The sequence below is a fragment of the Bacillus sp. J41TS8 genome, from assembly GCF_018333035.1.
Taxonomy (GTDB): domain Bacteria; phylum Bacillota; class Bacilli; order Bacillales; family Bacillaceae; genus Bacillus; species Bacillus paralicheniformis.
Window position 1 is genome coordinate 104221 of the sequence record NZ_BORF01000009.1, and the last position, 22063, is coordinate 126283.

At 45.1% G+C, this 22063-nt stretch carries 25 protein-coding genes and 1 pseudogene; 19 read left to right on the forward strand and 7 right to left on the reverse strand.

The window, feature by feature from the left end:
* The first annotated feature begins 84 nt into the window (after positions 1 to 84).
* The 4 genes from KI350_RS13705 (at position 85) to KI350_RS13720 (ending at position 3597) form a co-directional block, all read left to right on the forward strand.
* Positions 85 to 1293 (forward strand): glycosyltransferase family 4 protein, encoded by a 1209-nt coding sequence (locus KI350_RS13705; protein WP_059230587.1) that lies wholly within the window; start codon positions 85 to 87, stop codon positions 1291 to 1293.
* Positions 1294 to 1307: 14 nt separating this feature from the next.
* Entirely contained in the window at positions 1308 to 1709 is a 402-nt protein-coding gene (locus KI350_RS13710) for a hypothetical protein (RefSeq protein WP_059230585.1), read from the forward strand.
* A gap of 210 nt (positions 1710 to 1919) precedes the next feature.
* On the forward strand, positions 1920 to 2558 hold the full coding sequence (locus KI350_RS13715) for a papain-like cysteine peptidase (RefSeq protein ID WP_059230583.1): 639 nt from the start codon (positions 1920 to 1922) through the stop codon (positions 2556 to 2558).
* Between the two features lie 52 nt (positions 2559 to 2610).
* Positions 2611 to 3597 carry a polysaccharide biosynthesis protein gene (locus KI350_RS13720; RefSeq protein WP_059230581.1) on the forward strand — a complete coding sequence of 329 codons (987 nt, stop codon included), beginning with the start codon at positions 2611 to 2613 and terminating at the stop codon, positions 3595 to 3597.
* Between the two features lie 133 nt (positions 3598 to 3730).
* On the opposite strand, the gene KI350_RS13725 is transcribed toward KI350_RS13720, so the two are convergent.
* Complete coding sequence (locus tag KI350_RS13725; RefSeq protein ID WP_059230580.1) at positions 3731 to 4381, reverse strand: lysozyme family protein; 651 nt, start codon at positions 4379 to 4381, stop codon at positions 3731 to 3733.
* Positions 4382 to 4471: 90 nt separating this feature from the next.
* Positions 4472 to 5809: an APC family permease gene (locus tag KI350_RS13730; RefSeq protein ID WP_059230578.1), complete on the reverse strand. Its 1338-nt coding sequence runs from the start codon at positions 5807 to 5809 to the stop codon at positions 4472 to 4474.
* Positions 5810 to 5961: 152 nt separating this feature from the next.
* On the opposite strand from KI350_RS13730, the gene KI350_RS23065 reads away from it, so the two are divergent.
* The 3 genes from KI350_RS23065 to czrA all read left to right on the forward strand — a co-directional run bounded on the left by KI350_RS23065 (position 5962) and on the right by czrA (position 7596).
* On the forward strand, positions 5962 to 6213 hold the full coding sequence (locus tag KI350_RS23065) for a YnfE family protein (protein WP_223254864.1): 252 nt from the start codon (positions 5962 to 5964) through the stop codon (positions 6211 to 6213).
* A 140-nt stretch (positions 6214 to 6353) separates the two neighbouring features.
* On the forward strand, positions 6354 to 7178 hold the full coding sequence (locus KI350_RS13740; RefSeq protein ID WP_059230575.1) for a hypothetical protein: 825 nt from the start codon (positions 6354 to 6356) through the stop codon (positions 7176 to 7178).
* 85 nt (positions 7179 to 7263) lie between these two features.
* Positions 7264 to 7596, forward strand: a complete 333-nt coding sequence (gene czrA / locus KI350_RS13745) for a Zn(II)-responsive metalloregulatory transcriptional repressor CzrA (RefSeq protein WP_059230573.1) — start codon at positions 7264 to 7266, stop codon at positions 7594 to 7596.
* A gap of 40 nt (positions 7597 to 7636) precedes the next feature.
* Here the strand turns inward: czrA and KI350_RS13750 are convergent, their stop codons facing one another.
* Positions 7637 to 8188, reverse strand: a complete 552-nt coding sequence (locus tag KI350_RS13750; protein ID WP_481966651.1) for a CcdC protein domain-containing protein — start codon at positions 8186 to 8188, stop codon at positions 7637 to 7639.
* Positions 8189 to 8325: 137 nt separating this feature from the next.
* Here KI350_RS13750 and KI350_RS13755 point away from each other — a divergent pair, with 137 nt between their 5' ends.
* The 8 genes from KI350_RS13755 to KI350_RS13790 all read left to right on the forward strand — a co-directional run bounded on the left by KI350_RS13755 (position 8326) and on the right by KI350_RS13790 (position 15366).
* Positions 8326 to 9261, forward strand: coding sequence for a helix-turn-helix transcriptional regulator (locus KI350_RS13755; RefSeq protein ID WP_059230571.1), 936 nt, complete (start codon positions 8326 to 8328; stop codon positions 9259 to 9261).
* A gap of 53 nt (positions 9262 to 9314) precedes the next feature.
* Entirely contained in the window at positions 9315 to 10070 is a 756-nt protein-coding gene (locus KI350_RS13760; RefSeq protein WP_081303529.1) for a zinc ribbon domain-containing protein, read from the forward strand.
* Between the two features lie 81 nt (positions 10071 to 10151).
* A complete protein-coding gene (locus KI350_RS13765) occupies positions 10152 to 10865 on the forward strand; it encodes an MBL fold metallo-hydrolase (RefSeq protein WP_059230569.1) in 714 nt (237 codons plus the stop codon).
* 7 nt (positions 10866 to 10872) lie between these two features.
* Positions 10873 to 11445 (forward strand): TetR/AcrR family transcriptional regulator, encoded by a 573-nt coding sequence (locus KI350_RS13770; RefSeq protein ID WP_059230567.1) that lies wholly within the window; start codon positions 10873 to 10875, stop codon positions 11443 to 11445.
* Positions 11446 to 11688: 243 nt separating this feature from the next.
* Positions 11689 to 12588: a DoxX-like family protein gene (locus KI350_RS13775; RefSeq protein WP_059230565.1), complete on the forward strand. Its 900-nt coding sequence runs from the start codon at positions 11689 to 11691 to the stop codon at positions 12586 to 12588.
* A gap of 1 nt (position 12589) precedes the next feature.
* A complete protein-coding gene (locus tag KI350_RS13780; RefSeq protein WP_059230564.1) occupies positions 12590 to 13207 on the forward strand; it encodes a DUF4166 domain-containing protein in 618 nt (205 codons plus the stop codon).
* A complete protein-coding gene (locus tag KI350_RS13785; RefSeq protein ID WP_059230562.1) occupies positions 13204 to 14850 on the forward strand; it encodes a YndJ family protein in 1647 nt (548 codons plus the stop codon). The genes KI350_RS13780 and KI350_RS13785 overlap by 4 nt, the downstream gene beginning before the upstream one ends.
* Positions 14851 to 14880: 30 nt before the next feature.
* Complete coding sequence (locus tag KI350_RS13790) at positions 14881 to 15366, forward strand: DinB family protein (protein WP_025811326.1); 486 nt, start codon at positions 14881 to 14883, stop codon at positions 15364 to 15366.
* A 55-nt stretch (positions 15367 to 15421) separates the two neighbouring features.
* Here KI350_RS13790 and yqeK read toward each other — a convergent pair whose 3' ends face one another.
* Positions 15422 to 16051 carry a bis(5'-nucleosyl)-tetraphosphatase (symmetrical) YqeK gene (yqeK, locus tag KI350_RS13795; protein WP_025811327.1) on the reverse strand — a complete coding sequence of 210 codons (630 nt, stop codon included), beginning with the start codon at positions 16049 to 16051 and terminating at the stop codon, positions 15422 to 15424.
* A 149-nt stretch (positions 16052 to 16200) separates the two neighbouring features.
* On the opposite strand from yqeK, the gene KI350_RS13800 reads away from it, so the two are divergent.
* From KI350_RS13800 to KI350_RS13810, 3 genes are all read left to right on the forward strand, one after another.
* Positions 16201 to 16686 carry a MarR family transcriptional regulator gene (locus KI350_RS13800; protein WP_025811328.1) on the forward strand — a complete coding sequence of 162 codons (486 nt, stop codon included), beginning with the start codon at positions 16201 to 16203 and terminating at the stop codon, positions 16684 to 16686.
* Between the two features lie 110 nt (positions 16687 to 16796).
* The gene (locus KI350_RS13805) at positions 16797 to 17396 is read left to right on the forward strand and encodes a TetR/AcrR family transcriptional regulator (protein ID WP_025811329.1); all 600 of its coding nucleotides are present in this window, start codon (positions 16797 to 16799) and stop codon (positions 17394 to 17396) included.
* Positions 17397 to 17402: 6 nt separating this feature from the next.
* Entirely contained in the window at positions 17403 to 17813 is a 411-nt protein-coding gene (locus KI350_RS13810; RefSeq protein ID WP_033155099.1) for a DUF5367 family protein, read from the forward strand.
* Positions 17814 to 17863: 50 nt separating this feature from the next.
* On the opposite strand, the gene aprX is transcribed toward KI350_RS13810, so the two are convergent.
* Positions 17864 to 19192, reverse strand: coding sequence for a serine protease AprX (gene aprX / locus KI350_RS13815; protein ID WP_025811331.1), 1329 nt, complete (start codon positions 19190 to 19192; stop codon positions 17864 to 17866).
* A gap of 210 nt (positions 19193 to 19402) precedes the next feature.
* On the opposite strand from aprX, the gene csaA reads away from it, so the two are divergent.
* Entirely contained in the window at positions 19403 to 19735 is a 333-nt protein-coding gene (gene csaA, locus KI350_RS13820; RefSeq protein ID WP_023855721.1) for a chaperone CsaA, read from the forward strand.
* 44 nt (positions 19736 to 19779) lie between these two features.
* On the opposite strand, the gene KI350_RS23405 is transcribed toward csaA, so the two are convergent.
* Complete coding sequence (locus tag KI350_RS23405; RefSeq protein ID WP_374706255.1) at positions 19780 to 20730, reverse strand: methyl-accepting chemotaxis protein; 951 nt, start codon at positions 20728 to 20730, stop codon at positions 19780 to 19782.
* Positions 20725 to 21765, reverse strand: a pseudogene (locus tag KI350_RS23410) (cache domain-containing protein); the annotation flags it as partial. The gene KI350_RS23405 and the pseudogene KI350_RS23410, both read right to left, overlap by 6 nt.
* Positions 21766 to 22063 lie beyond the last annotated feature (298 nt).

Consider the following 22063-nt stretch of genomic DNA (forward strand, 5'->3'; position numbering starts at 1 on the left):
TTGGATATCCGTCCTACACAAGATATGACAATCACCAATATAAATAATTAGAGCATTGGATAGAAATGAAAAAGGGAGATGCTTATGAAAATTCTTCTTGCCACTTATTGGAGTATTCCGCATGTAGGTGGTGTATGGACATATATGGTCCAGCTGAAAGAATCGCTTGAATCTATGGGACATGAAATCGATTTGCTTGGATATGGAGAGGAAAATCAGATTGTTCATATTGTAAACGAAAATCGCAAGGTCGAAAAAGAACAGCTGATGCCTATGATTGAGCAATCGGTCAATCAACAATCTTTTCCGCAAATATTCGACAATCAATTGGTCCACTTTACTGAAATCCAGCGCTATGTTTACGAACTTGCAGCCATTTATTTAGGATTGGAAAAATACGATCTGATCCACGCCCAAGATGTCATCTCAAGCGGCTGCCTGAAACGAGTGAAGCCAAAAAACACACCGCTTGTCGCCACGCTTCACGGGAGTGTAGCCCATGAAATCAGACACCAGCTGACAACGATCCACAGAAAGTCTAGTTCTGACGTTGCAAGGGCGTACTTCGACCATCTTGAACAGGTCGGCGCTGTTTCGGCTGATGCCACAATCGTTGCCAACAATTGGTTGAAAAACCTGCTGACTAAGGAATTCGATACACCGGAGGAACAAATCAGCGTTCTCCATTATGGCTATGATATTGATAGCTTTCTAAAACGAAAGGATATAAAGTCAGCGGAAATACCGCAAACAGATAAGAAAATTATCCTTTTCACAGGCAGGCTCGTTGAAAACAAAGGTGTTCAGCATCTGCTTGCCGCGCTTTCACATTTAAAAGAGGTTCGGGATGATTGGGTATGCTGGATTGCCGGCGACGGAGAGAGAATGGCGGGACTGCGAATTCTATGCGGACAGCTCGGTTTGGAAAACGATGTCGTGTTTATGAAAAAGCGCGATGATGTCCCTTATCTTCTTTCAATTGCTGATGTGTATGTTTTGCCGAGTCTTCTCGAAAATCAGCCGCTGTCTGTTATTGAAGCACAATTAGCCGGACTTCCTGTCATTGTCAGCGACGCCGGAGGTCTTCCTGAAATCGTCGAACACAATGTGACCGGTATGGTTACGCCTAAAGGAGATGCACAGGCCATATGCGACTCTATCAATCAGTTGTTGGAAGATGAGACACTTAGAAAAACTTTAGGATCCAATGCGCACAAGTTTGCAATGGAATATTGGAATATGGAGGAAGCTGTCAACAAGGTTTTGGAAATTTATCAGCAAACTTTAAAATAAAGGAGACATGTCATATGAAGTCTGAAATTAAAAAGCATTTGTTTGAACTTCTGACGAAAGAGGAAGTGGATATCGATTGGTGGGATAAATATTTGGATTTGCTTTTCGAGTTTCGAAAAGAAAAAGTTGAGGCTCTAGCCGAAAAGGCAGCTCAGACGAATTCGGCAGCTGAATCAAATGAACAGCCTGTTGATACCGCAGAGGCTTCACCGGAAGAAAGCTCAACGAATGTAAACAGCAAAAATGAAGTATTAGACGAATTATCTGCAAGCTTTGAAGAAATGAACAATAAAATTATAGAAAGCAATAACAAAGTGCTTGAGGCGATCAAAGAGTCGCTTCCAGAGAATTATTCAATTCCAAATGATTCCACAGTGAATTTCTTTAAAACACAAAATCAAACAAAAACAGAATAATTTATTCTCCAAAATCAACCTTCGGAGCTCCGAAGGTTTTTATTAAGCCTTTAAATCTAGCAAGGCTGATTGAATTTAGGAGTCTGTTAGGTGATTGTCTTTTACCAATTTGTTACACCGACATACTATGTTATAAAGACCACATGCTCTTTCCTATCATTAGTTACTTATAACGATTTTCTTTTGTTAGTAAGCACAAGGAGTGAGAATATGAATTTAAAAGAGATACAGGGTGAATATGATGCGATTTTCAGCTTGGGGCATTTATGTCTGACAGCTCTCCAGCTGAGAAAAATGAATAAAAGGCCTTATGCAGGGCCGTTTGATTGGGTCGGCTCCTCGTCGCTGCCGGATCTTTGCCGACTGATACGGAACCGATTTGAAGGCTTTATGGATCCTATAAATTTGAGAGTGACGGGGTATTCCACAGGAGTTGCCACTCAAGATCCTTTTATTTCGGTTACAGATGATCATTATTGCATTGACTCGGCACACGATTTTAAAGCGGATCGAAATACACTCGACAACCTGGCTACTTATCATGAAGTGATAGAAAAGTTTAACAGGAGATTTAACAGATTTTTAGAAATGACATCGACTGCACAGCGCGCGTTGTTTGTCAGAACAAGCGGCACAATGCAGGAAGCAAAAGAACTTGAAGAAGTGCTCTCAAATTTGGTTACAAACGATTTCAGCATTCTTCTGATCAATCACACAAATGTATCGGGTATTGTTGAAAATCACTGGCCGTTAAAGAACGTATGCGCTGTCGAACTTCCTGATCAAGAAATTTGGCAATCAAATGACCTGTATTGGAGTGAAATGTTCCAAGGCATAACGATTCGTTAGTTTTTTGCCGATGAGAATGATTGACTAAGGCACAAAGGGAGAGAAAAAGCGGATGTTTGAAAATAAAACGATATTCATTACTGGAGGAACAGGCTCATGGGGCCGGGAACTCATTCTTCAGCTGCTATCCTTAAACCCTCAAAAGCTCATTGTATTTTCCAGAAATGAAGAAAGACAAGTTCAAATGAGAAGGCAGATTGAAGATCCGAGGCTGACGTTTTTCATCGGGGATATCAGAGATCGGAAAGCGTTGAATACAGGATTAAAAGGGGTCGACTATGTCTTTCATTTAGCTGCGCTGAAGCATGTGCCGGTTTGTGAAGAACAGCCGCTAGAAGCATTAAAAACGAATGTCACAGGGACGGAAAACGTCATTGAAGCAGCGATCGAAAACGGCGTTAAAAAAGTCATCAACGTCTCGACCGACAAAGCGGCTGACCCTGCCAACTTTTACGGAATGACGAAAGCGATCGGCGAGAAGCTGATCGTATACGCGAACCATCTCTATTCAGACACGGATTTTATTTGTGTAAGGGGAGGAAATGTGCTCGGAAGCAGCGGAAGCGTTCTTCAGCTTTTTAAAGACCAGATCAGGGAAAAGAACCAGGTCTCCATCACAGACAAAAGAATGACCCGTTTCTTCCTCACGAAGGAAAAAACGATCCGGCTTTTATTAAAAGCGGCTGAAAGCGGCCAAGGCGGAGAAATTTTCATTATGAATTCGCCGGCCTGCAGAATTTTAGACATGGCTGAAGTGCTGATCGAAGCTTACGGAAACGAAAAAACGTCGATCACAGAAACGGGGGCAAGGCCGGGAGAAAAGCTTCATGAGCTGCTGATTTCACCTCATGAACGGCAGCATGCTGTTTCATTTACAAATGACCTCGCGGTGGTGCTACCTGCAATCAAAATGCCTGAACTTCATAAAAAGTATGCGGATTGTCAGCCTTTAGAAACAGATCAGTTGAGCTCAAAAGACTTTTTAATCTCAAAAAAGGAAGTAAAAGAAATGCTGAAAGAAGGCGGTTTTTTGCAGTAGAAGGATGGAACGAAGCGTTCACGGAGAATACGCGAACTGATGACAAGCATGGCATGCAGCTGCAGGCGATGCTTCTGTTCGCTCCTCGAAAACAGGACAAGCCGGACGAAAATTCACCCGGCTTGCCGTTTTGTCAATGTTCAAGTGTTAACCCTTCGATATGTTCTTCGACTTTTTTTGTGCGTTCCATTACTTTTTCCGTGTAAGAGTAATCCCCGTAGCAATAAGGGTAGCGGAAATTGTTTGTATCTCCGCCGCAATTATACAGATCGGGGTTCTTTTTGACTTGTTCCTCGGAAAATGCCTTTGCCAGCTTCTCTGAGTGCTTTCCGCCGTGTTTTGAGACGTAATCGATATAACCCGATCCCATATTATAGCTTTGGATGATCGTTTCAATATCGACACCTTTTTTCTGTCCCTTTTGATACATTGCTGTAAAGTGGCGCACACCCTGCTTAATGCTTGCTTTTGGATCGTCAATCTCATTTCGCTTCATACCGAGAGATTCCGATGACTGCATCGGATCACCGCCTCTGCCTTTCGACTCCTGATACATCATGCCCAACAAAAGAGCGGTGTATTGTGAAAGATCCTGTTCATCAAGTTCTTCTTCAACAAGAGGTTTGTAATCTTTTAATCTCTCAAGAATGTTAGATTCAGTGTCAAGAGGAAGCCATTTTAATTGTTCCAGACCGGAGATGGCAAAGAAAATGATCAAGGGAACAAACACAAAAAAAGACAAACAGCCAGCTCCGGCTAAACATCCCGATTTCTTTTTCTTCAATGGTTTCACCTCTGTAGCGCCCTGATGCAAAACAGTATACAGCCTCATTTATTATGACATATATCTTCAAGAAGACCAAGCGATATCCTTCTATCTTGGATCGCGGTCAAAGCCGAATGTGACGTTCGGAAGAGAACGGATTCTGAATAAAAAGTATATAAACCCGGCAATCAGCCAGCCGGCTCCAATCATGAGCGCATTTTTGCTGATGCTAAGCAGCAGCCAGCCGCAGAAAGAGGCCCCCAAAAAGGGCAGAACCAAATAGCGAAGCGTTTTTAAAAAGCCTCTCTCCTGTTTTCGAATGTAGTAATGGCCGATGACAGACAGGTGGACAAAAATAAATCCGATCAGCGCGCCGAAACTGATGAATGAATAGATGACCTCGAGTTCCCCGATCATGGCCGTCAATGAAATCAGCCCGATGAACATAATATTAAACACCGGCGTCTTTAAAGTCGGATGCACATAGCCGAAAAAGCGTTTCGGAAGAGAGCTGTCCCGCCCCATCGCATACAAAAGCCGCGAAGCGCTCGCATGCGAAGAAAGCGAAGATGAAATGACAGCGACCATTGTTCCCGCCAAAAAGAAGGACTTTAAAAAAGCGCCTCCTGTATATAGGGCGATTTCCAGCGATGCCGAATCGGCGTGCCGGAAGCTATCATAGGACGGATAGATTTGCTGCATCAAGTAAGAAATCGCCGTAAACAGCGTTCCGCCGATCGCTACTGTTAAAAAGATGGCCAACGGAATGTTCTTCTTCGGGTTGACCGTTTCTTCAGACATGGTGGAAATCGCATCAAAGCCAAGAAACGAAAAACACAAAATCGTCGCTCCTGATACAATCAGGGAAGGCTCGATATCAGAACGGAAAAACGGATCGGCTGACATCAGCTCGCCCGTCCCGAGGCCGTCTGCCAGCCCGGCGATCATAAAACCGGCAAAAGTCAGGGCGACGATCACTTGAAAAGCGACGAACAGCCCTGTAATATTTGCCGTTAGTCTGATGCCTAAAATATTGACAACGGTAATCGATAAAGCGAGCAGAACGACCCAAAAACCATGCGGCACTTCAGGAAAAGCCGCCGTCAAATAAGCGCTGCCGATCGCAAAATTGACCATCGGCAAAAATAAATAGTCCAGCATGATCGTCCAGCCGGCTAAAAATCCCGCATGCGGATGAATGCTTTCATATGCATATGTATAAACCGATCCCGCTTGTGGATAGGCCTTGACCATGCTGCCGTAGCTCAAAGCGGTCAAAAGGAGTGCGGCAACAGTGAATATGTATGCCGCCGGAACGTGTCCCTTTGTCAGTTGTGCGACCACTCCGTATGAATCAAATACGACGAGCGGGTCCATATAAGCAAGGCCGATCACAACGAGCGGGCCGAGTGTAAGACTTCGTTTAAGCGCAGTTTCGTTTTTCAATGACTTCTAAATCCCCTTATGTAAAAAATACAGAAATTAAGACATATTTTATCTGTTTTTTTGCGCTTGAGCAACCGTATAAAACCTCTTTTTCCCGTATAAAAATAATAAATGTTGCAAACCCTTTGAAAAAAGGCAAGGAGTATGAAGACATGGATATATTGAGAGGCTATGTTGAAGCCGTCAAAAGAAATATCGAGACGATGAATGCATCCGATTATGATGGAAAAGAAGAGGATTTAAGAAGACAGCAGGAAGAGCTCGAACGCTATGAACAACAGTTAAAAGAGAAAAGCGCTTCGGCCGATCGCTTTGATCAGGTAGTCGATGCCGCTGTAGATTGTGCGGCCGGCGATATTTCATTTTCACAGCTTGAACATATGTATCAGCAAGAAGGCAGCTAGCGTCCGGATCAGCGGACGCTTTTTTCACGTTTCAGGATGAAGCGGACAGATCAGCCTGGATAGCGCAATATATAGAAGCGAAAAAATCATGTATATGTGAAGGAGATGGTAAAATATAGTTTGAAAGGGGAGGAGCAATTTTGACTAACTATATTTGCACGACGTGCGGTGTTCAATGTGAAGCTGCTCCGAAAGAGCCGGCGGAATGCATTATTTGCAATGAAGAAAGACAGTATGTCAATCATTCAGGGCAAGCTTGGACAACGCTGGAAGAAATGAAGCAAAGCGGAAGGTTTCAAAACGAAATCGCATTGGAAGAAGAGCGCCTATACAGTTTAACGACAACGCCCGAATTCGGCATCGGTCAGTCGGCATACCTGATTCAGGAGCCCGGTTTTAACTTGCTGTGGGATTGTATCACATACCTGGATCAGCGGACGTTTGAGAACATCGAGCGGATGGGCGGAGTCCAGGCGATCGCTTTATCACATCCGCATTATTATGCTGCACAAACGGAATGGGCTGAAATGTTTGATGCTCCGATCTATATTCATGAAGATGACAAACAATGGGTGCAGCGGCCGAGCAGCCGGATTGTGTTTTGGTCCGGCGATTCCCTCAAGCTGTCAAGCGGATTGACCTTGCACCGGCTTGGCGGCCATTTTAAAGGGGGAGCGGTCTGCCATTGGGCAAACGGAAACGGAGGCAAGGGAATCCTCCTTTCAGGAGACATTATCCAAGTCGTTCAAGATCGCAGATGGGTGAGTTTTATGTACAGCTATCCAAATTTGATTCCTCTTCCCGCCGGCAAAGTGCAGCAAATGGCTGATCAAATAAAAAATGTTCCATTCAACCGGCTGTATGGCGCTTTTCGCCGCTCAGTGGAAAACCACGCCGGAGAACGTGTACAGCTGTCAGCCGCAAGGTATGCAGAAGCGCTTCAGGGGACGCTGTTTTCGACTTGATCTATCCCCTGGCTATAAAACTTTTCAACCGGTATGTTTTGGTATATGATATGAAGGTAAAAGTTGCACGGAAAAGGTGAAAAGCATGAGTGAGCACAATCAGGAAACAACAGAAAAACAGGTGCAGGCCGAGTTAGATGAAGAAACTTTATTTCTCGTTTCACAGACGTTTAAAGCGCTCTCAGACCCTACGAGAATCAAAATTCTTCACCTGCTCTCACAAGGCGAACATTCGGTCAATGAAATAGCGGAGAAGCTGAGTTTGCTGCAGTCAACCGTTTCTCATCAGCTCAGGTTTTTAAAAAACCTTCGTCTCGTCAAATCAAGAAGGGCAGGAACTTCCATTTTTTATTCTCCGGAAGACCAGCATGTCCTCGATGTACTTCAGCAGATGATCGATCATACACAGCATGACTAAAGCTTATGAAAAGGCAAACTCCACATCCCGAGTTTGCCTTTTACGCTGAGCGTTTTTCTTCAGTTCTCCCTTTTTTTAAAACAAAAAAAGAGAAACCGACATAATAAACGGCCAGTACAAAAAAACCGATCATCGTCGCCGGGTCCTGCGCAAAAAGGGCGCCGTACGCTGCTGAACCCCCGTTTGAAACCGCAGACTGGAGCTGTCCGATCTCGGCGATCCGGTAAAGAAACCGGTATAAAAATAACAAAAGTACGATCAATTCAATCCATAAATGCGTTCTGAAATAAAGGATGCCGTCCCGATTTTCGATTGACACATGCTTCAGCGCATAGGCGGTCAAGATGAGCCCGAGCGCGATCCCAATCAGATCATAAAAGTATGATAAAGGGTGAAGTGCGCTCATCGTCAGCAGAAAAACGAAAATTCCCGAAAAGAGGATGATCCGGAACAGCATGCGTGCCGGCTTTAAAGGCTGATAGCCGACTGAGCGTTTGAACTTGATATAGACGATGGACACAATTGCGAAAAACTGTAAAAAATAAAATATGATGTTTTTAAAACCTCCTTTTTTTAAGGAGTATATGTCCAAACTGTATAAATCGTAACAGGAAAAGTGATTTTCTAAATAATTGGGTGATCAGATCCCCTTTTTTGTCATGATATTCCAAAATGGTGTGTGCATTAGAATGAAATTAGGCAGCATAAGATGAATGTGAGGGATCTGCGGTGAAAATTGACCGGCTATTGGCCATCGTGATTTTATTGATTAATAAACGCCAGGTACAGGCAAAGGAGCTTGCCGGCATGTTCGAGGTCTCTGTCAGAACGATTTACCGGGATATCGAGGCGATCAACCAGGCGGGCATTCCGATTGTCACCTCACAGGGAGCGGGAGGCGGGATCAGCATCATGGAGCGGTTCCGGCTCGAAAATAAACTGCTTTCTGCAGACGAACTGGCTGCCATTACGACGGCTTTGGAAAGCGTTTCTTCGACGTATGAAGTGCTCCATCACGGTTCTGCCCTTGAAAAAATCCGGTTTCTCGTTTCCGAAGAAGAAATGCCGGAATTCCGCAAGAAAACGGAAAAATGGTTTGTTGACATCTCTTCCTGGGGAGAAAGTCCTGTCATCAAAGAAAAGATCCGCTTGTTAGATGAGGCGGCAGACAGCACGCGGGTGGTTTCTTTTACATATGTGAACAGAGAGGGGCAAACCGGAACAAGGAAAGCGGAGCCGCATACCCTCGTCCTAAAGGGAAGGCACTGGTATTTATATGCGTTCTGCCTGAAGAGACAGGCGTTTCGCTTCTTTAAACTGTTGCGTATGAAAGACGTGCGGATGCTTGAAGAAAAGTTTGAAAGAAAGGAAGTTGATCTGTCTTCGCTTCCTTGGGAAACATCATGGTACAAACCGGACAATATGACCGAGTTGACCCTTCTCATTAAGCCGTCGGGAGAGTCTTTGGCGAGAGAATGGTTTGGCTCAGAAGCGCTCACTTATGAAAACGGACAATGCGTGGCAACCGTTTCTTATCCGGAAGATCAATGGCTGTACGGATTTCTGCTCCAATTTGGAACACATATCGAAGTTCTCGCACCTCCCCGCATCCGTCAAAAAATAAAAAACTTGGCTAATCAAATTGTACATTTATACGAAACCTGACACGATGCTGTCAGGTTTCTTTTTGTATGATGAAGAAAAAGGAGGAATGAAACATGGAACATCATGTTTGCCAAAGCTGCGGCATGCCGATGACAAGCGAACTTTACGGCACAGAAAAAGACGGGGGGAAGAATCGCGACTACTGTGTGTACTGCTATGAAAACGGAGCATATACACATCCGGATGCGACATTGAAAGATATGATCGAAATCTGTGTTCCTTATATCAAAGAAGAGGGAAAAACCGAGGCCGAAGCGCGAGCGCTCTTGGAGCGGACGCTCCCTTATTTAAAACGGTGGGCGGCGGATACGCAATCGAAAAGGCGGGCAGAGAAGATGAGCTTTTCTCATTTCGAAAAACAGAAGGCAAAGTTATTCAGCGGGATATCGACCGTGACAAGCAACCGCGATGAAGCATCTGAAAAAGGTAAAATTCCTTCCATGTGGAGTTTATACCTTGAAAAATTTCTGCATACTGAACGCCGGGACATGAGGAGAGACACGATCGCCCTTTATTCAGATTATGAGACGGACGAACACGGGACATATACATTTTCAATCGGAACGTTCGTTGATCAGCAAGAAAAAGCGGCCAATCTCATTTCGCTCCCTGCATCCGAATATGCCGTTTTTGTTTCAAGACGGGGGAAGATCGCGGAGGTAGTGTTTGAGACTTGGCAGGAGATTTGGACATGGGATGAAAAAAATCTCCGTACTTATACCGGCGATTTTGAAGTTTATGATGAACAAGCAGAGAATCCCGAAAACGCCCAAGTTACCATCTATGTTGCTGTCGATCGAAAAAAATAATGCTTGCAAAACTAATACCATTAGTTTTAAAATGAAAACTAGCGGTATTAGTTTTTTATTTTGATCGAAGAGGTGAAAGCAATGAAGATTACCCGATTTGAATCGGTCTACCAGCTGACTTTTTTTCCGCGCATATTTCCTGTCAACTGTTATTTAGCGGATGAAGAAGACGGCCTCACATTAATTGATACAGGGATTCCGATTAGCAAAACAGGGATTTTAAAGGCTGCGGATCATCTCCGCAAGCCGATTAAACGGATTTTGCTGACTCATGCCCACAGCGACCATGTCGGTTCGCTTGACGAGCTGTGCCACAGCCTTCCCGGTGTGAAGGTGTACATATCTGAACGGGATGCACGTCTGTTAAAAGGTGATACAGAGATGTTGGAAGGGGAGCGCGGAACAATCAAAGGAGGCGTTCCGAAAAACATCAAAACAAATCCTGATATCCTTTTAAAGGAAGGAGACAGGATCGGTTCATTGCTGACCGTTTCATCACCCGGGCATACGCCTGGCAGCATCTCGTTTTTTGATGAAAGAAGCGGCCTTCTCATAGCCGGTGACGCGTACCATACGCGAAGCGGCATGACGGTATCGGGGCATTTAAAACTCTCATTCCCTTTTCCGGCTTTGGCCACGTGGGACAAAGAAATTGCTTTAGAAAGCGCGCAAAAGCTGTTAGATTTAAAACCGAAGGCGCTTGCCGCCGGCCACGGCGATCTTGTCCATAATCCGGCTCAAGCGATGAAAAAAGCGGTAAACGAAGCATATATCAAATTGAACAGGAAAGGATGAAGAAATCGTGTCTCCGCGAATCGGTTTGAATAAAGATGCAGTATTGGAAGCTGCCGCATTTCTGGCTGATGAGGAAGGCATTCATGAAGTGACGCTTGCTTCTCTTTCCAAAAGGCTGAATGTCAAATCTCCGTCTCTGTACAATCATATAAAAGGATTGAACGACTTACGGAAAGAACTTGCACTTTACGGCTTGACGATACTTTATGAAAACATGGCTTCTGCTGTCCAGGGAGCCGAAGAGGATCAGGCTGTCAGCAGAATGGCTCACGCCTATGTCGCTTTTTCCAAAAACAGGCCGGGGCTTTATGAAGCCACTTTTATTGCAATGCCTGAGGAAGATGAACGGCTCGACGAAGCAGGAGACAGAATCATCGAATTGGTGCTTTCCGTTCTGAAAGACTATCATTTAGACGATGACTTCGCGATCCATGCGGTCAGAGGCTTGAGAAGCATCATGCATGGATTTGCAACACTCAGGCAACACGATGCGTTCGGACTTCCTTATGATGTGGAAGAAAGTTTTGATCTGACAATCCGTGCCTTCCTAAAAGGCATTGCTGTCTATCAGACCGAATAAACAAGGAAATTTTCCCTTAATTGTTTACATTTTTTCGAAAATTTAGTATGATTGTCGTATGGCTCTTCCATTTTTTGAGTCATAGGTATGAGAAGGCTTAACCAGCCACTAATTGCCTTGGCCTAACAGCCGAGGATTTTTTTATGTCGGCAAAGAGAGACTGGATATGCAAAAATTGGTTCACACATGATGTGTTCCATGTTATGCTGTTATTGTGAATATATTCACAAAAGGGCGTGCGCAATGAAAAAAACTCCGATTTACGTAGAAATATCTATCCAGACAGATATGGAGCGGCTATGGCGCTATACCCAAGATCCTGCCCTCCATCGGCAATGGGACTTGCGATTTACGGACATTACCTATTTAAAGCGCAGACCGGGTGAACCGCAAAGGTTTTTATACGAAACAAGAATCGGCTTCGGCTTGAAAATTTCCGGTACAGGAGAGTCTGTCGGAAACGTATATCAAGACACGGGAGACAGAGTCTCGTCACTCAAGTTCGCTACAAACCACCCGCTTTCTGTCATTCGCGAAGGCAGAGGATACTGGAAATACAGCGAGAGCGAAACCGGGATCACGTTTATGACACAATACGATTATGACACCCGTTACGGGAGGCTGGGCCGGCTTGCAGATATGGCATTCAGGCCGCTCATCGGCTGGGCGACGGCCTGGAGCTTTGCTGCACTGAAGATTTGGCTTGAAAAAGGACTTCATCCAAGGCTGCTTTTTCAAAAAACATTGATCTATTGGCTCGTTTGTCTGCTGTTTTCTTTCGTCTGGATTTACCAAGGGCTTGTTCCAAAGCTCATCATGGCTCATCCTGAGGAAATCAGCATGCTTTCGGCTTTCACGGACGGCCGCTTTCATCCCGAAATGCTCCTGAAGCTTATCGGTTTGGCCGAGGTGATGGTCGGTCTGTTATGGCTTTATCCAGGCCGGAAAAGGAAGTGGTTCCTTCTGCATATCGCCCTGCTTGTGCTGCTTTCGGCATCGGCGGGAATGGCTGATATCGCATCTTTTGTCCAACCTTTTAACCCGGTCGTGCTGAATGCAGCGCTTATCATCTTGTCCGTTGTCGGCTATGTGAGCGCTTGCGGCATTCCAAACGCGGGTAATACGATCAGAAAGAGGCGTTGATTTGGTTTCGATGTACGAACGGGTGATCGAGGATTTTTACCTTCTTCACCCAAAACTCAAGGAACGGTATCACCTCACTCAAGAAAACGCGTTCAGAGGAAAAGGAGTGATGACGGAAATATCCGGCGGTACGTACTGGATCAGGCTGTTGTTTAGAGCGGGAACGGTCTTCCGCTGTTTTTTTCCCGAAAGAGGGAGGAACATTCCGTTCACGATTGAAAATCACATTCGGCTGACGAAAAATGATACACCGGCAGCCGTTTGGAACAGGACTTTCTTTTTTCGTGATAAACAAAGGTATTTTGATGCTGTCATGATCTATGATGAAAGCCGAGGGGAAATCATCGACTATTTCGGACATCCGCCAATCTTAATTTCAAGCCTGCGGTTTAAGGCGGAAGCTGACGGATCATTGTCGATTACTTCTGTCAGACAATGGCTGCCTTTATTCAGTAAAAAGCTGCCCCTTCCAAAGAGTTTATACGGTATTTCCAGGGTGAATGAATCGTATGACGAAGAAAAAGGCTGTTTTACGATTGATGTTCATGTGAAAAACCCGCTGTTCGGAACGCTGTTTGTCTACAGAGGAACGTTTAACAGGGAGGAGGAGACGGCATGAAAGCCCGCCGCTTTTTTGTAAGCGTTCTTTGCTACGCGGCTTTTTTCGCCGGCAAAGCGCCGGACATCCCGCCAGCAGAGGCGCTGCTTTTATTAGCTGTGCTGTTTTTTGTACCGGCCGCACTCGATCTCATTCAGCATGAAAACGGAATGTTTCGGCTGATCAGCGCGTGCTTTCCTTATGCGGCTTGTGCAGCTTCGTTATCCCTGTTGATCCATTCCCCGCTTTTTTCAGCGGTTTGGCTATGCTATACGGGGATGATCGCCTTATATGGCATTCTTCGTCTCTGGGAAAGAGGAGGAAAGGGCCTTGAAGAGGCATCGATTGACAGCGGCCTGCTTTACCTTCCTTTCGGAGGGGGGTGGCTTTTTGCTTATACGCTGAATCTCCAGGTCATGGATTTCAGCCCGCTGATCGTGCTGCTGACAGCGGTGCATTTTCATTATTCCGCCTTTCTCATTCCGATTTTTAATGGAATGCTCGGAAGGAAGCTGAAAAAGAAAGGCCTTCTCTATGCGGCGGTGACATGGCTCATCATGCTGTCTCCGCTTTTCATTGCGGTCGGCATATCGTTTTCGAAAACCATTGATGTCTTCGCCGTTGCGCTGTATTTGGCGGCCCTATACGGCAGCGGCTTTCTCGTCTCGATCGCGGCCTTCAAAAACAGCGCGGCTCGCCGCTTTGTTATCTTTTCGTCTTTTACATTGATGATCACCATTGCCTTTTCACTTATTTACTCTTACGGCGTTTATCGCGGCCGGCCAACTTTTACAATTCAGGAAATGATTTGGATTCACGGGCTTGTCAACGCTTTTGGCGTCATTATTCCAGCCCTGACCGGCTGGCGTCTTGAATCTCCTGAGCCGGACTGTGAAAGGAGGCAAGGCGAAATGATGAGCAACATTTACGGGTCATGGAGAATCGGAGCCGATTTTTTACACCGGCACCGATTACAAAGCGATTCGTCTTACCAAGGTCTTGCCGATGATATGAGCGTATTTCAGAGAAACGGATTTCAGCTTGAGACGGTTTCTCCTCTTATTCTCGATTTCTATGAGCATACTGCCGATTATTCGTTAACAGCAGAGATCGCCTGGCGTCCATGGTTTAAGCCGCTTGCGTTCATGTACCAGCTGATTTCAAAAATGACAGGGCAAATTCATTTGGGGACAAAGACCGGGCGGCAAACGATGGAGGGCGAGATAATCGGTGTTGATTCAGCCAAAGACGGCAGGAAGAATGTGCGCGCCTGGGTCAGAACGAACGAGGAAGGCGAGACTGTGTTCGTGGCGCTTTATTCTGCTCATACCCATGATCACATCACATATATGAATATTGCGCTGCCATTGCCGTTTTCCAATATGACAGGCATTTTAAAGCCGAAAGCAGAGGACGGTTGCCTGATTTTGACGAGCAGTGACAAACGATCTGACCGGGGGGATGAAGGGATTTTCCTTTCGACCGGAACAGGTACGTTTAAACTGCCGCTTGCCGAACGTTTTATCATCAAAGAGCAGGGACGAAGGAGGCTCTACGCCCATCACCGCATGTGGCTGTTCGGCATACGGTTTCTCGACATTCAATATCATATTGAAAAAAAGGATTCTGCCATCAATAGGGCGAAAATAGCAACTGAAAGCTAGGCAAAAATCGAATCGAACTGGAGGGTATTTATGCTAAAAAACATTTTGCTTGAACAGTTTAAAGCATGCTTTAACGAAACGACTTGGTTTGTTTGTTTTCAAACGGCTTCCGCTGATCTCACGGAAAGCCAGGCAAGGCAAAAAGGGGAAGGTTCGGAAAATTCGATTTTAGAAATTGCCAACCATTTGATTTTTTACAACGAGCGCTATTTAAAGCGGTTTAAAGGAATTCCCGTTCCGGCTTTTGATTATACGATCGATGATACGTTTGTAAACAAAAGCGGACTGGGCTGGGAAGAAAGCCGGAAGGAACTGAATACGATCTATGACGAATGGATCGATGCGCTTTCAGCATGCGAAGAGGAGATGCTGAACGAGCCGGCCCAGCATGATCCGCATTCCACCTGGGCGGAGATTTTGTCCCTTCTCATTCTTCATAATGCTTACCATTTGGGACAAATCGTCACTATCCGAAAACAGCAGAAATCGTGGGACCCTTCAAAAGGCGTCAACTAACGGTGTTGTCAGGCAAGATGGCGGCTTAAGGCGGTCACCCACCCTAAGCCGCAGTTCATTTTGCCTGGGGGCATGCTTCGATTATTGCTTTTAGGTGATGATAGGCGTCTTTTAGCCAGGGATGGACAACTTTCAGTTTATCTTTTTGTTTCCACAAATACTGAATATAAACAAACGCCCCGTGCTCCAGAGAAATTTCAAGCGCTTCATGAAGCTCCTTGATGTAAGGCGGAGTCCCCGTCTGATCCCATTCGATTTTGTCAGCTGAAAACAGGACAAGGTCGAGCTGCGAGGGATTTTCTTTCAGCGTTGTGTGGCATTCTATTGCATCTAAAATATCTTGATCCGCCACCTGAAACAGATCCCGCGCCATCACTTTCGACAGTTTTTGATGGATAATCATCGGAAAGATCCGTTCTTCGGGCAGAATATCAATACCGAGCGCCTCAGCAGCTGCAATCCTTTTTGCGTTAGGGATGACACCGCTAATGTCATGCAAAATTCCGGCTATTCCCGCTTTTTGTGCAGGAACATGAAAACAATTTGCCAAATCTTCCGCCGCTTTTTTCACCCTTATCGAATGTTCAGCTGTTTTTTCGTGGTTATGGCGTCTCAAAAATTCAAGGGCATCTGAACATACATCGCCTGTGCAGCGAACTTCCATCTCTATTCCTTCAATATTCATCAGCGATTCTCCTTTTTGATGTTGTTTCATGATAAACAAAACACATTCGTTATCAGATTTTATCTTATCATAACATTGACAAATCCCAGAACATGCAATTAAAATATTTTGTTAACCGAAAAATAAAAAGAAGGGACTGTCGATTGACTATGTCTGAACTGACAAAACAGCTGATCTATGATATGTATGTTAAACTCCTGCACCTGAACGAACAAAAAGCGGATACTGATCTCAAGGCATTTTTAAAGCAGGCGGCAGAATCTGATGTTAAACGGCTCCCGGGGAATATGACGACGATCCATGTCATCAGCTGTATCGGTCATGATGAACCGATTAACAACACAGGCATCGCCAAAAAAATGAATTTATCAAAAGCAAATATTACGAAAATCAGTTCAAAGCTGCTAAAGGAAGGCCTTATTAAACGGTTTCAATTGACGGACAACAAAAAAGAGATATACTTCAGGCTGACGCCCAGCGGAAAACAAGTGTTTGAGCTTCATGAAAAGCTTCATCAGCAAAAAGCGGAACAGTTTCAGCGGTTTCTCGATTCGTTTTCTACAGCAGAACAGGGAGCTATTTTGAAATTTCTTCAAGGGCTGACACTTATGACAGAAACGGATAAGAAACAATAATAATATTATGTTAACTTGAAAGAGAAGATAAAACCGATTGACAAGAAAACCCTTCCAGATTATAGTTGAACTAACAAGTTAGTTATTCGGATAACTAAGAGGTGAAGTGAATGGCAAGGCCGAATGTGACATCAAAAGAAACGTTAATTGAGGCGGCTAAGCGCCGCATTGCCGGACATGGTCTGGACAAATTGACGTTAAAGGCGGTTGCTGAAGAAGCAAAGGTGACACAGGGAACGGTTTACTATCATTTCCGGACAAAAGAGCAGCTTGTCTTTGAAGTGGTCCGCGACCTTTGCCGCGCGTCGTGGGAAAGGTTGAAAGCAAATGAAAAACCCGCTGCCGAAAGGATAAAAGACGGATTGTCATCGGCGAAATCAAGAACACGGAAAGATGCGTATTACCATCAGCTTTTTTTAGAATTGGCCGTTTTAGGTTTTCGAAATGAAAAGATAAACGAACAGCTTGGAGAACTTCTCGAAGAGGAAAATGCGGTGTTGGCAGAACAGCTTTCCGAGATGTGGAAGCGTTCTCCTGTTGACGGGGTTTCTTTCAGCACGTGGGGCATTCTTTTAAACGCACTAATCGACGGTCTTGCGCTTCAGTCGCTGATGTCTCCGGGATTTCCCTCTGAAAAAGTCTACGGGGAATTAGATGCGGTGCTGCAGATGCTGACGGAAACCGCTGTAAAACAGCATGGAGGGGAGTAAAGGGAGATGGAGATGTTGACTGAAAAACTCGGTTTGGCTCTTGTTTTTTCGTTCGTTGTCTGGGTTGGTGCCACTGTGTTTTTTATGCTGTTCGGCAGTGCGGTTCTTGCCGAACCCGGCCAAGATGCTTTTATGCTCCGCTTTTTGCTTCTTGAAGCCGGAACTTTTGCCCTGCTATATGCCGTGATCCTCGCTTACCGGCGAGTTGACAAATCGAGGTTTGCGGCGGTTAAGCTTGGCATTGTAGGGTCGGCAGTCGGTTTATGTCTTGACACTTTTTCTTTATGGCATCATTCGTTGATCTTTCCGGCGCTTTCAAAGGGCCAGGTGATTGGATTTGCGGTTTGGATGGTCTTCGCGTATGCCATGTATTTGATGATACCGCTCATACTTGAAAAAAGAAGGTTTGCGGTTTAAATGTTTTATGTAAGATTCGCCCGCTTTATGCCAAAACGGGCGAACGGTCTTTAATCTTGCGGAACCGATTGTTCTCCATTGATGTATCCCGCACCGTAAACATTTGGATCGCGATCTTTCCATAAATCGGTTCCGTCTATTAACAGTTGTTTGATTTCATCAGGTCCTGTCCCCGGGGCTTGCTGAAGAATAAGGGCTGCAATGCCTGCGCAGATCGGCGTGGCCATCGAGGTTCCCGATAATATCATATAATCTGTGCCGACTCTGTTTGCTTTTTGCATCTTATCGAGGAAAGATCCAGGTGAACGAAGCGATGTAATATTTGTGCCCGGTCCCAGCAAGTCCGGTTTAACTTGACCGTAGATCGTCGGCCCTCTGCTTGAATAAGAGGCAACATCATCATCTTCCCGGCTGACTGTATCCCGGTCATCCAAAGCTCCGACTGTAATAATCTTGCTGCTGACGCCAGGGCTGGCAATCGTTTGCGCATCAGGACCGGAATTTCCTGCTGCCGCACATACCACAATGCCTGCGTCCCATGCTGCATGAACAGCTTTAACGACCGGATCTTCTTCCTCATTCTCGTAGCGTAACGCATCTGCCCCCAATGACATTGAAAGAATGTCGATCGGATCATCAGGGTTTTCCTCATTGAATTGAATGCACCAATCGATCCCTTGAATGACAGTTTCCAGCGTGCCGGATCCCATTTTGTCCAATACTTTTACACCGACAAGTTCCGCTTCAGGAGCAGGCCCCCGGTACTGACCCGATGAGGCCGCTCCATTTCCGCAAGCATCGCCGGCGCAGTGTGTGCCATGGCCATTGTCATCATACGGTTCTGTCCTTTGGTTGACAAAGTCTTGAAAAGCCCTGATCCTGCCTTCAAGATCTTTGTGAGGGTATATGCCCGTATCAATGACAGCGATTGTGACACCTTTGCCTGTCAGCATCTGGTTGTTTCTGATCACCTCTTTGGCACGGCTTGATTCAACCGCTACGTCGAGGAGCGCTTTCACTTTGCGATTTAAATAAATTTTACGAATGTCACCGCATTGAGATAGAAGCGATTGCAAAGAAGAAGGGGTGACTTCCGCGCTGCAGCAGCTAATGTTAGAAAAGCGATGCTTGATTTTGTTTCTTCTTTTGCTGCCGATCATTTCATTGACTAATTGATAGCCTTTATGGTGGCTGTCTTTTTCAAATTCAATAATGACCGGTATTTTTTTGTTCTTCATTAATATTTTTTCGAAAAATCTGTGTAAAAAGCAAGGCGTCCATTTAAAAGGTTTATAGAGTTTCAGTACGCTTTCTCTCAGCGGCCGGTCCAGCTTATGGGCGTTGGACCTTACCATTTGAACCATATAGGAACCGAACATCCTAGTTCCACCTCATCTCTTATAGTTTATTCTTCCTCTTAATCTATGAATGAAAGGGGGTTCCCGTAAAGTTGGCTGTCCTAAAACGGCGGCAAAAGAGGCCTGTTTCCCATTCGCTTCTGGAAGTGCAGGGTTTCAACGAATCAAAATACATGATATTCTAGTCATGTCAATATCACCCTCTAGGAAGCGGCCAAAGGAGCTGAATTCATGGCAACAATCGAAGATTTTTTAAAGCTGGATATTCGGATTGGGACAATTTTAAAAGCAGAAGAGTTTCCTGAAGCGAAAGTGCCGGCCATTAAGCTTGAGATCGATTTCGGAGAAGAGATTGGTGTCAAACGTTCGAGCGCTCAAATCACAAAGCGTTACACACCTGAAAAGCTTATAGGCCGGCAGGTGACGGCAGTCGTCAATTTTCCGCCGCGGCGGATTGCCGGGTTTAAATCGGAAGTTCTCGTTCTTGGCGGCGTGCCGGAAAAAGGCGACGTTATTTTGCTGGCGCCTGATCAAGAAGCGCCCAATGGAACGAAGATCAGCTGATACATAAAAGAGAGGCCCCCTCTACCAGAAGGAAGCCTCTTTTTTTATTTCACCTTGAATTTTTTCGTTAAATCTCGCAGATCTTCCGCCATTTGTTCAAGTGTGGCAGAAGACGTACTGATTTCTTCCATTGAAGCCAGCTGTTCTTCCGCTGATGCTGCAATATCTTGTATTCCAGCTGTGCTTTCCCTTGAAACATCGGCGATTTCCTGAACGGCACCGGAGACTTCCTCAGAGCCTTTCGACAATTGTTCGACCGCTGCATTGAGCGTTTGCAGCTTGCCGGCGATCTCATTCGTCATGCCGCTGATTTCGTGAAAGCTCGTTTCTGTTTTCTCGGTAATTTTGAGTCCGGATTGGACTTCATGGTTGACCGATTGAAACATGTTGAGAGAATGTTCGATTTCTTTGACGATTTCCTGAATCAGAGCTTCGATTTCTTTTGCCGATTCCGCTGATTGGGCAGCAAGCTTTCGAACTTCTTCGGCGACGACTGAAAAGCCTCTGCCCGACTCGCCGGCGCGGGCCGCTTCAATTGCGGCGTTCAATGCCAATAGATTCGTTTGATCGGCAATTCCGTTAATGACCCTGAGAATTGATGTGATATCTTTCGATTTGCCTTCGAGACCTTTGACGACGCTCTCAGCTTGTTTGACAGATCGATCGATGGAGTTCATCTGGCCGACTGTTTTCTGAACGAGTTCTCCGCCGGTTTCGGCGATTTCTGTCGATTTGATCGATGATTCAGTAATCGATTCCGACACTTCGGTCATTTCGCTCAGATGATCATTCATTTGGCTGAGCTGCTGCGAGCTGGTTTCGACTTTTTCATTCTGGCTTTCGGCCCCGTTCGAGAACTGTTCGATCGCAGAAGTAATATGTTCTGTCGCTTGGCTCGTCTGCTCCGCGCTTGCTGTCAGCTGCTCTGATGATGAGGCGACATTCTCAACCGATTCCTGAATGGTGCCGATCAGTGTGCGGAGCGATTCCGCCATATCATTGAAGCTTGTGCCGAGCTGCCCGAATTCGTCATTTGAACGGACTTTAATTTGCTGCGTCAAGTCACCGCTGCTGATGTTCTTTGCAGTTAGAACGAGCTGATTCAATGGTTTGCTAATCGCGCGGACAATAAAGAAAATGAGAATTCCGCCAAGCACCAAAGCCCCTGAAAAGACGATGAGAGCCATATAAAGGACGGGCTTTGTTGCGTTTGTTATCTCATCGGAAAACATCGTCCCGGCGATTTTCCAGCCTGTCAGTTTGTTTGTTGCAAACGCCATTTGCTTGGCTTCTCCTTCAAAAGTATACTTGTACTCGCCTTTTTCTTTGCCGTAAACTTGATCAACCCAGCCGCCTTCACCTTCAGTTCCGGCTTTGATCGTCGGGTGGGCGATATATTTTTTGGAGGCACTTGAGATAAAAGCAAAGCCGTCTTTTCCGACTTTGATATCGTTTGTCGCTTTAATCAGCTCGTCGATATTCAAGCTGAGCGCCGCGACGCCCGACCCGTCTTTATTTTGTTTGGCGATGGTAATGACCGTGTTGCCGGTGGCGGCAGATGTGTATGGATCAGTGACGATGATTTCGCCTTTTTTCTCAACTGCTTCTTGGAACCATGGCCTTTCCGCGGGATTATAGCCGTCAGGCATTTTCGTATAAGGATGCTGCACGTAGATACCGTCTACAGAGCCTGTGAACACGGCTTCTACATCTTTATTTTGTCTGGCGTATTGTTCAAACTTTTGTCTTAACGAAGCCTGGCCTTTTTCCTTGTATACTTTTTCTTTGATCACTTCACTGAAATATGTAACAGCATCCGCTTTTTTTTCGATGTTTTGATCGATCGTTTCGTTTAATTGATCCACGCTGTTTTTTGCGCTTCTCATGATTTCCTCTTCAATCGAACTTCCCGCCGTATAATAGGAAACACCTGAAAGGATTAAAACTGGGAGCGTTAAAATCAATAAAAATGAGACCGCTAATCTTTTAGAAAGAGAGGGATGCTTGAACCAGTCCAATATTTTTTTCATTCGCCAAAACTCCTTTTTATAGGTTACGAGATTAATATCGGACAATTTTCACACTTTTGCATTAAATTTTAAATTTTAGACTTCGAAATAAAATTCTCAACTAAGGTGAAAGGCAACAGTTTTCGGGATCGGCTGAAAAAAGGGCTGAATAACTGTTGACAAAGTTTACCTTCGTTTATATACTAATCGGTAAATACAGTGAAAGGAATAGGTATAGGGGACATGAAGCAGTAATCTTATTTTCCATCGTTTTTTTAAATATGAAAAAACGGAAACTTGGAGAATAGGATGAGTATGC

Coding starts and splice junctions, on each gene's coding strand:
- KI350_RS13715 (WP_059230583.1), top strand. CDS start 1,920: ATGAATTTAAAAGAGATACAGGGTGAATATGATGCGATTTTCAGCTTG.
- KI350_RS13810 (WP_033155099.1), top strand. CDS start 17,403: ATGGAGATGTTGACTGAAAAACTCGGTTTGGCTCTTGTTTTTTCGTTC.
- KI350_RS23065 (WP_223254864.1), top strand. CDS start 5,962: ATGGATATATTGAGAGGCTATGTTGAAGCCGTCAAAAGAAATATCGAG.
- KI350_RS13790 (WP_025811326.1), top strand. CDS start 14,881: ATGCTAAAAAACATTTTGCTTGAACAGTTTAAAGCATGCTTTAACGAA.
- KI350_RS13765 (WP_059230569.1), top strand. CDS start 10,152: ATGAAGATTACCCGATTTGAATCGGTCTACCAGCTGACTTTTTTTCCG.
- KI350_RS13785 (WP_059230562.1), top strand. CDS start 13,204: ATGAAAGCCCGCCGCTTTTTTGTAAGCGTTCTTTGCTACGCGGCTTTT.
- KI350_RS13800 (WP_025811328.1), top strand. CDS start 16,201: ATGTCTGAACTGACAAAACAGCTGATCTATGATATGTATGTTAAACTC.
- KI350_RS13760 (WP_081303529.1), top strand. CDS start 9,315: ATGGAACATCATGTTTGCCAAAGCTGCGGCATGCCGATGACAAGCGAA.
- KI350_RS13705 (WP_059230587.1), top strand. CDS start 85: ATGAAAATTCTTCTTGCCACTTATTGGAGTATTCCGCATGTAGGTGGT.
- csaA (WP_023855721.1), top strand. CDS start 19,403: ATGGCAACAATCGAAGATTTTTTAAAGCTGGATATTCGGATTGGGACA.
- KI350_RS23405 (WP_374706255.1), bottom strand. CDS start 20,730: ATGGCGGAATCGCTCCGCACACTGATCGGCACCATTCAGGAATCGGTT.
- KI350_RS13720 (WP_059230581.1), top strand. CDS start 2,611: ATGTTTGAAAATAAAACGATATTCATTACTGGAGGAACAGGCTCATGG.
- yqeK (WP_025811327.1), bottom strand. CDS start 16,051: ATGAATATTGAAGGAATAGAGATGGAAGTTCGCTGCACAGGCGATGTA.
- KI350_RS13775 (WP_059230565.1), top strand. CDS start 11,689: ATGAAAAAAACTCCGATTTACGTAGAAATATCTATCCAGACAGATATG.
- aprX (WP_025811331.1), bottom strand. CDS start 19,192: ATGTTCGGTTCCTATATGGTTCAAATGGTAAGGTCCAACGCCCATAAG.
- czrA (WP_059230573.1), top strand. CDS start 7,264: ATGAGTGAGCACAATCAGGAAACAACAGAAAAACAGGTGCAGGCCGAG.
- KI350_RS13710 (WP_059230585.1), top strand. CDS start 1,308: ATGAAGTCTGAAATTAAAAAGCATTTGTTTGAACTTCTGACGAAAGAG.
- KI350_RS13805 (WP_025811329.1), top strand. CDS start 16,797: ATGGCAAGGCCGAATGTGACATCAAAAGAAACGTTAATTGAGGCGGCT.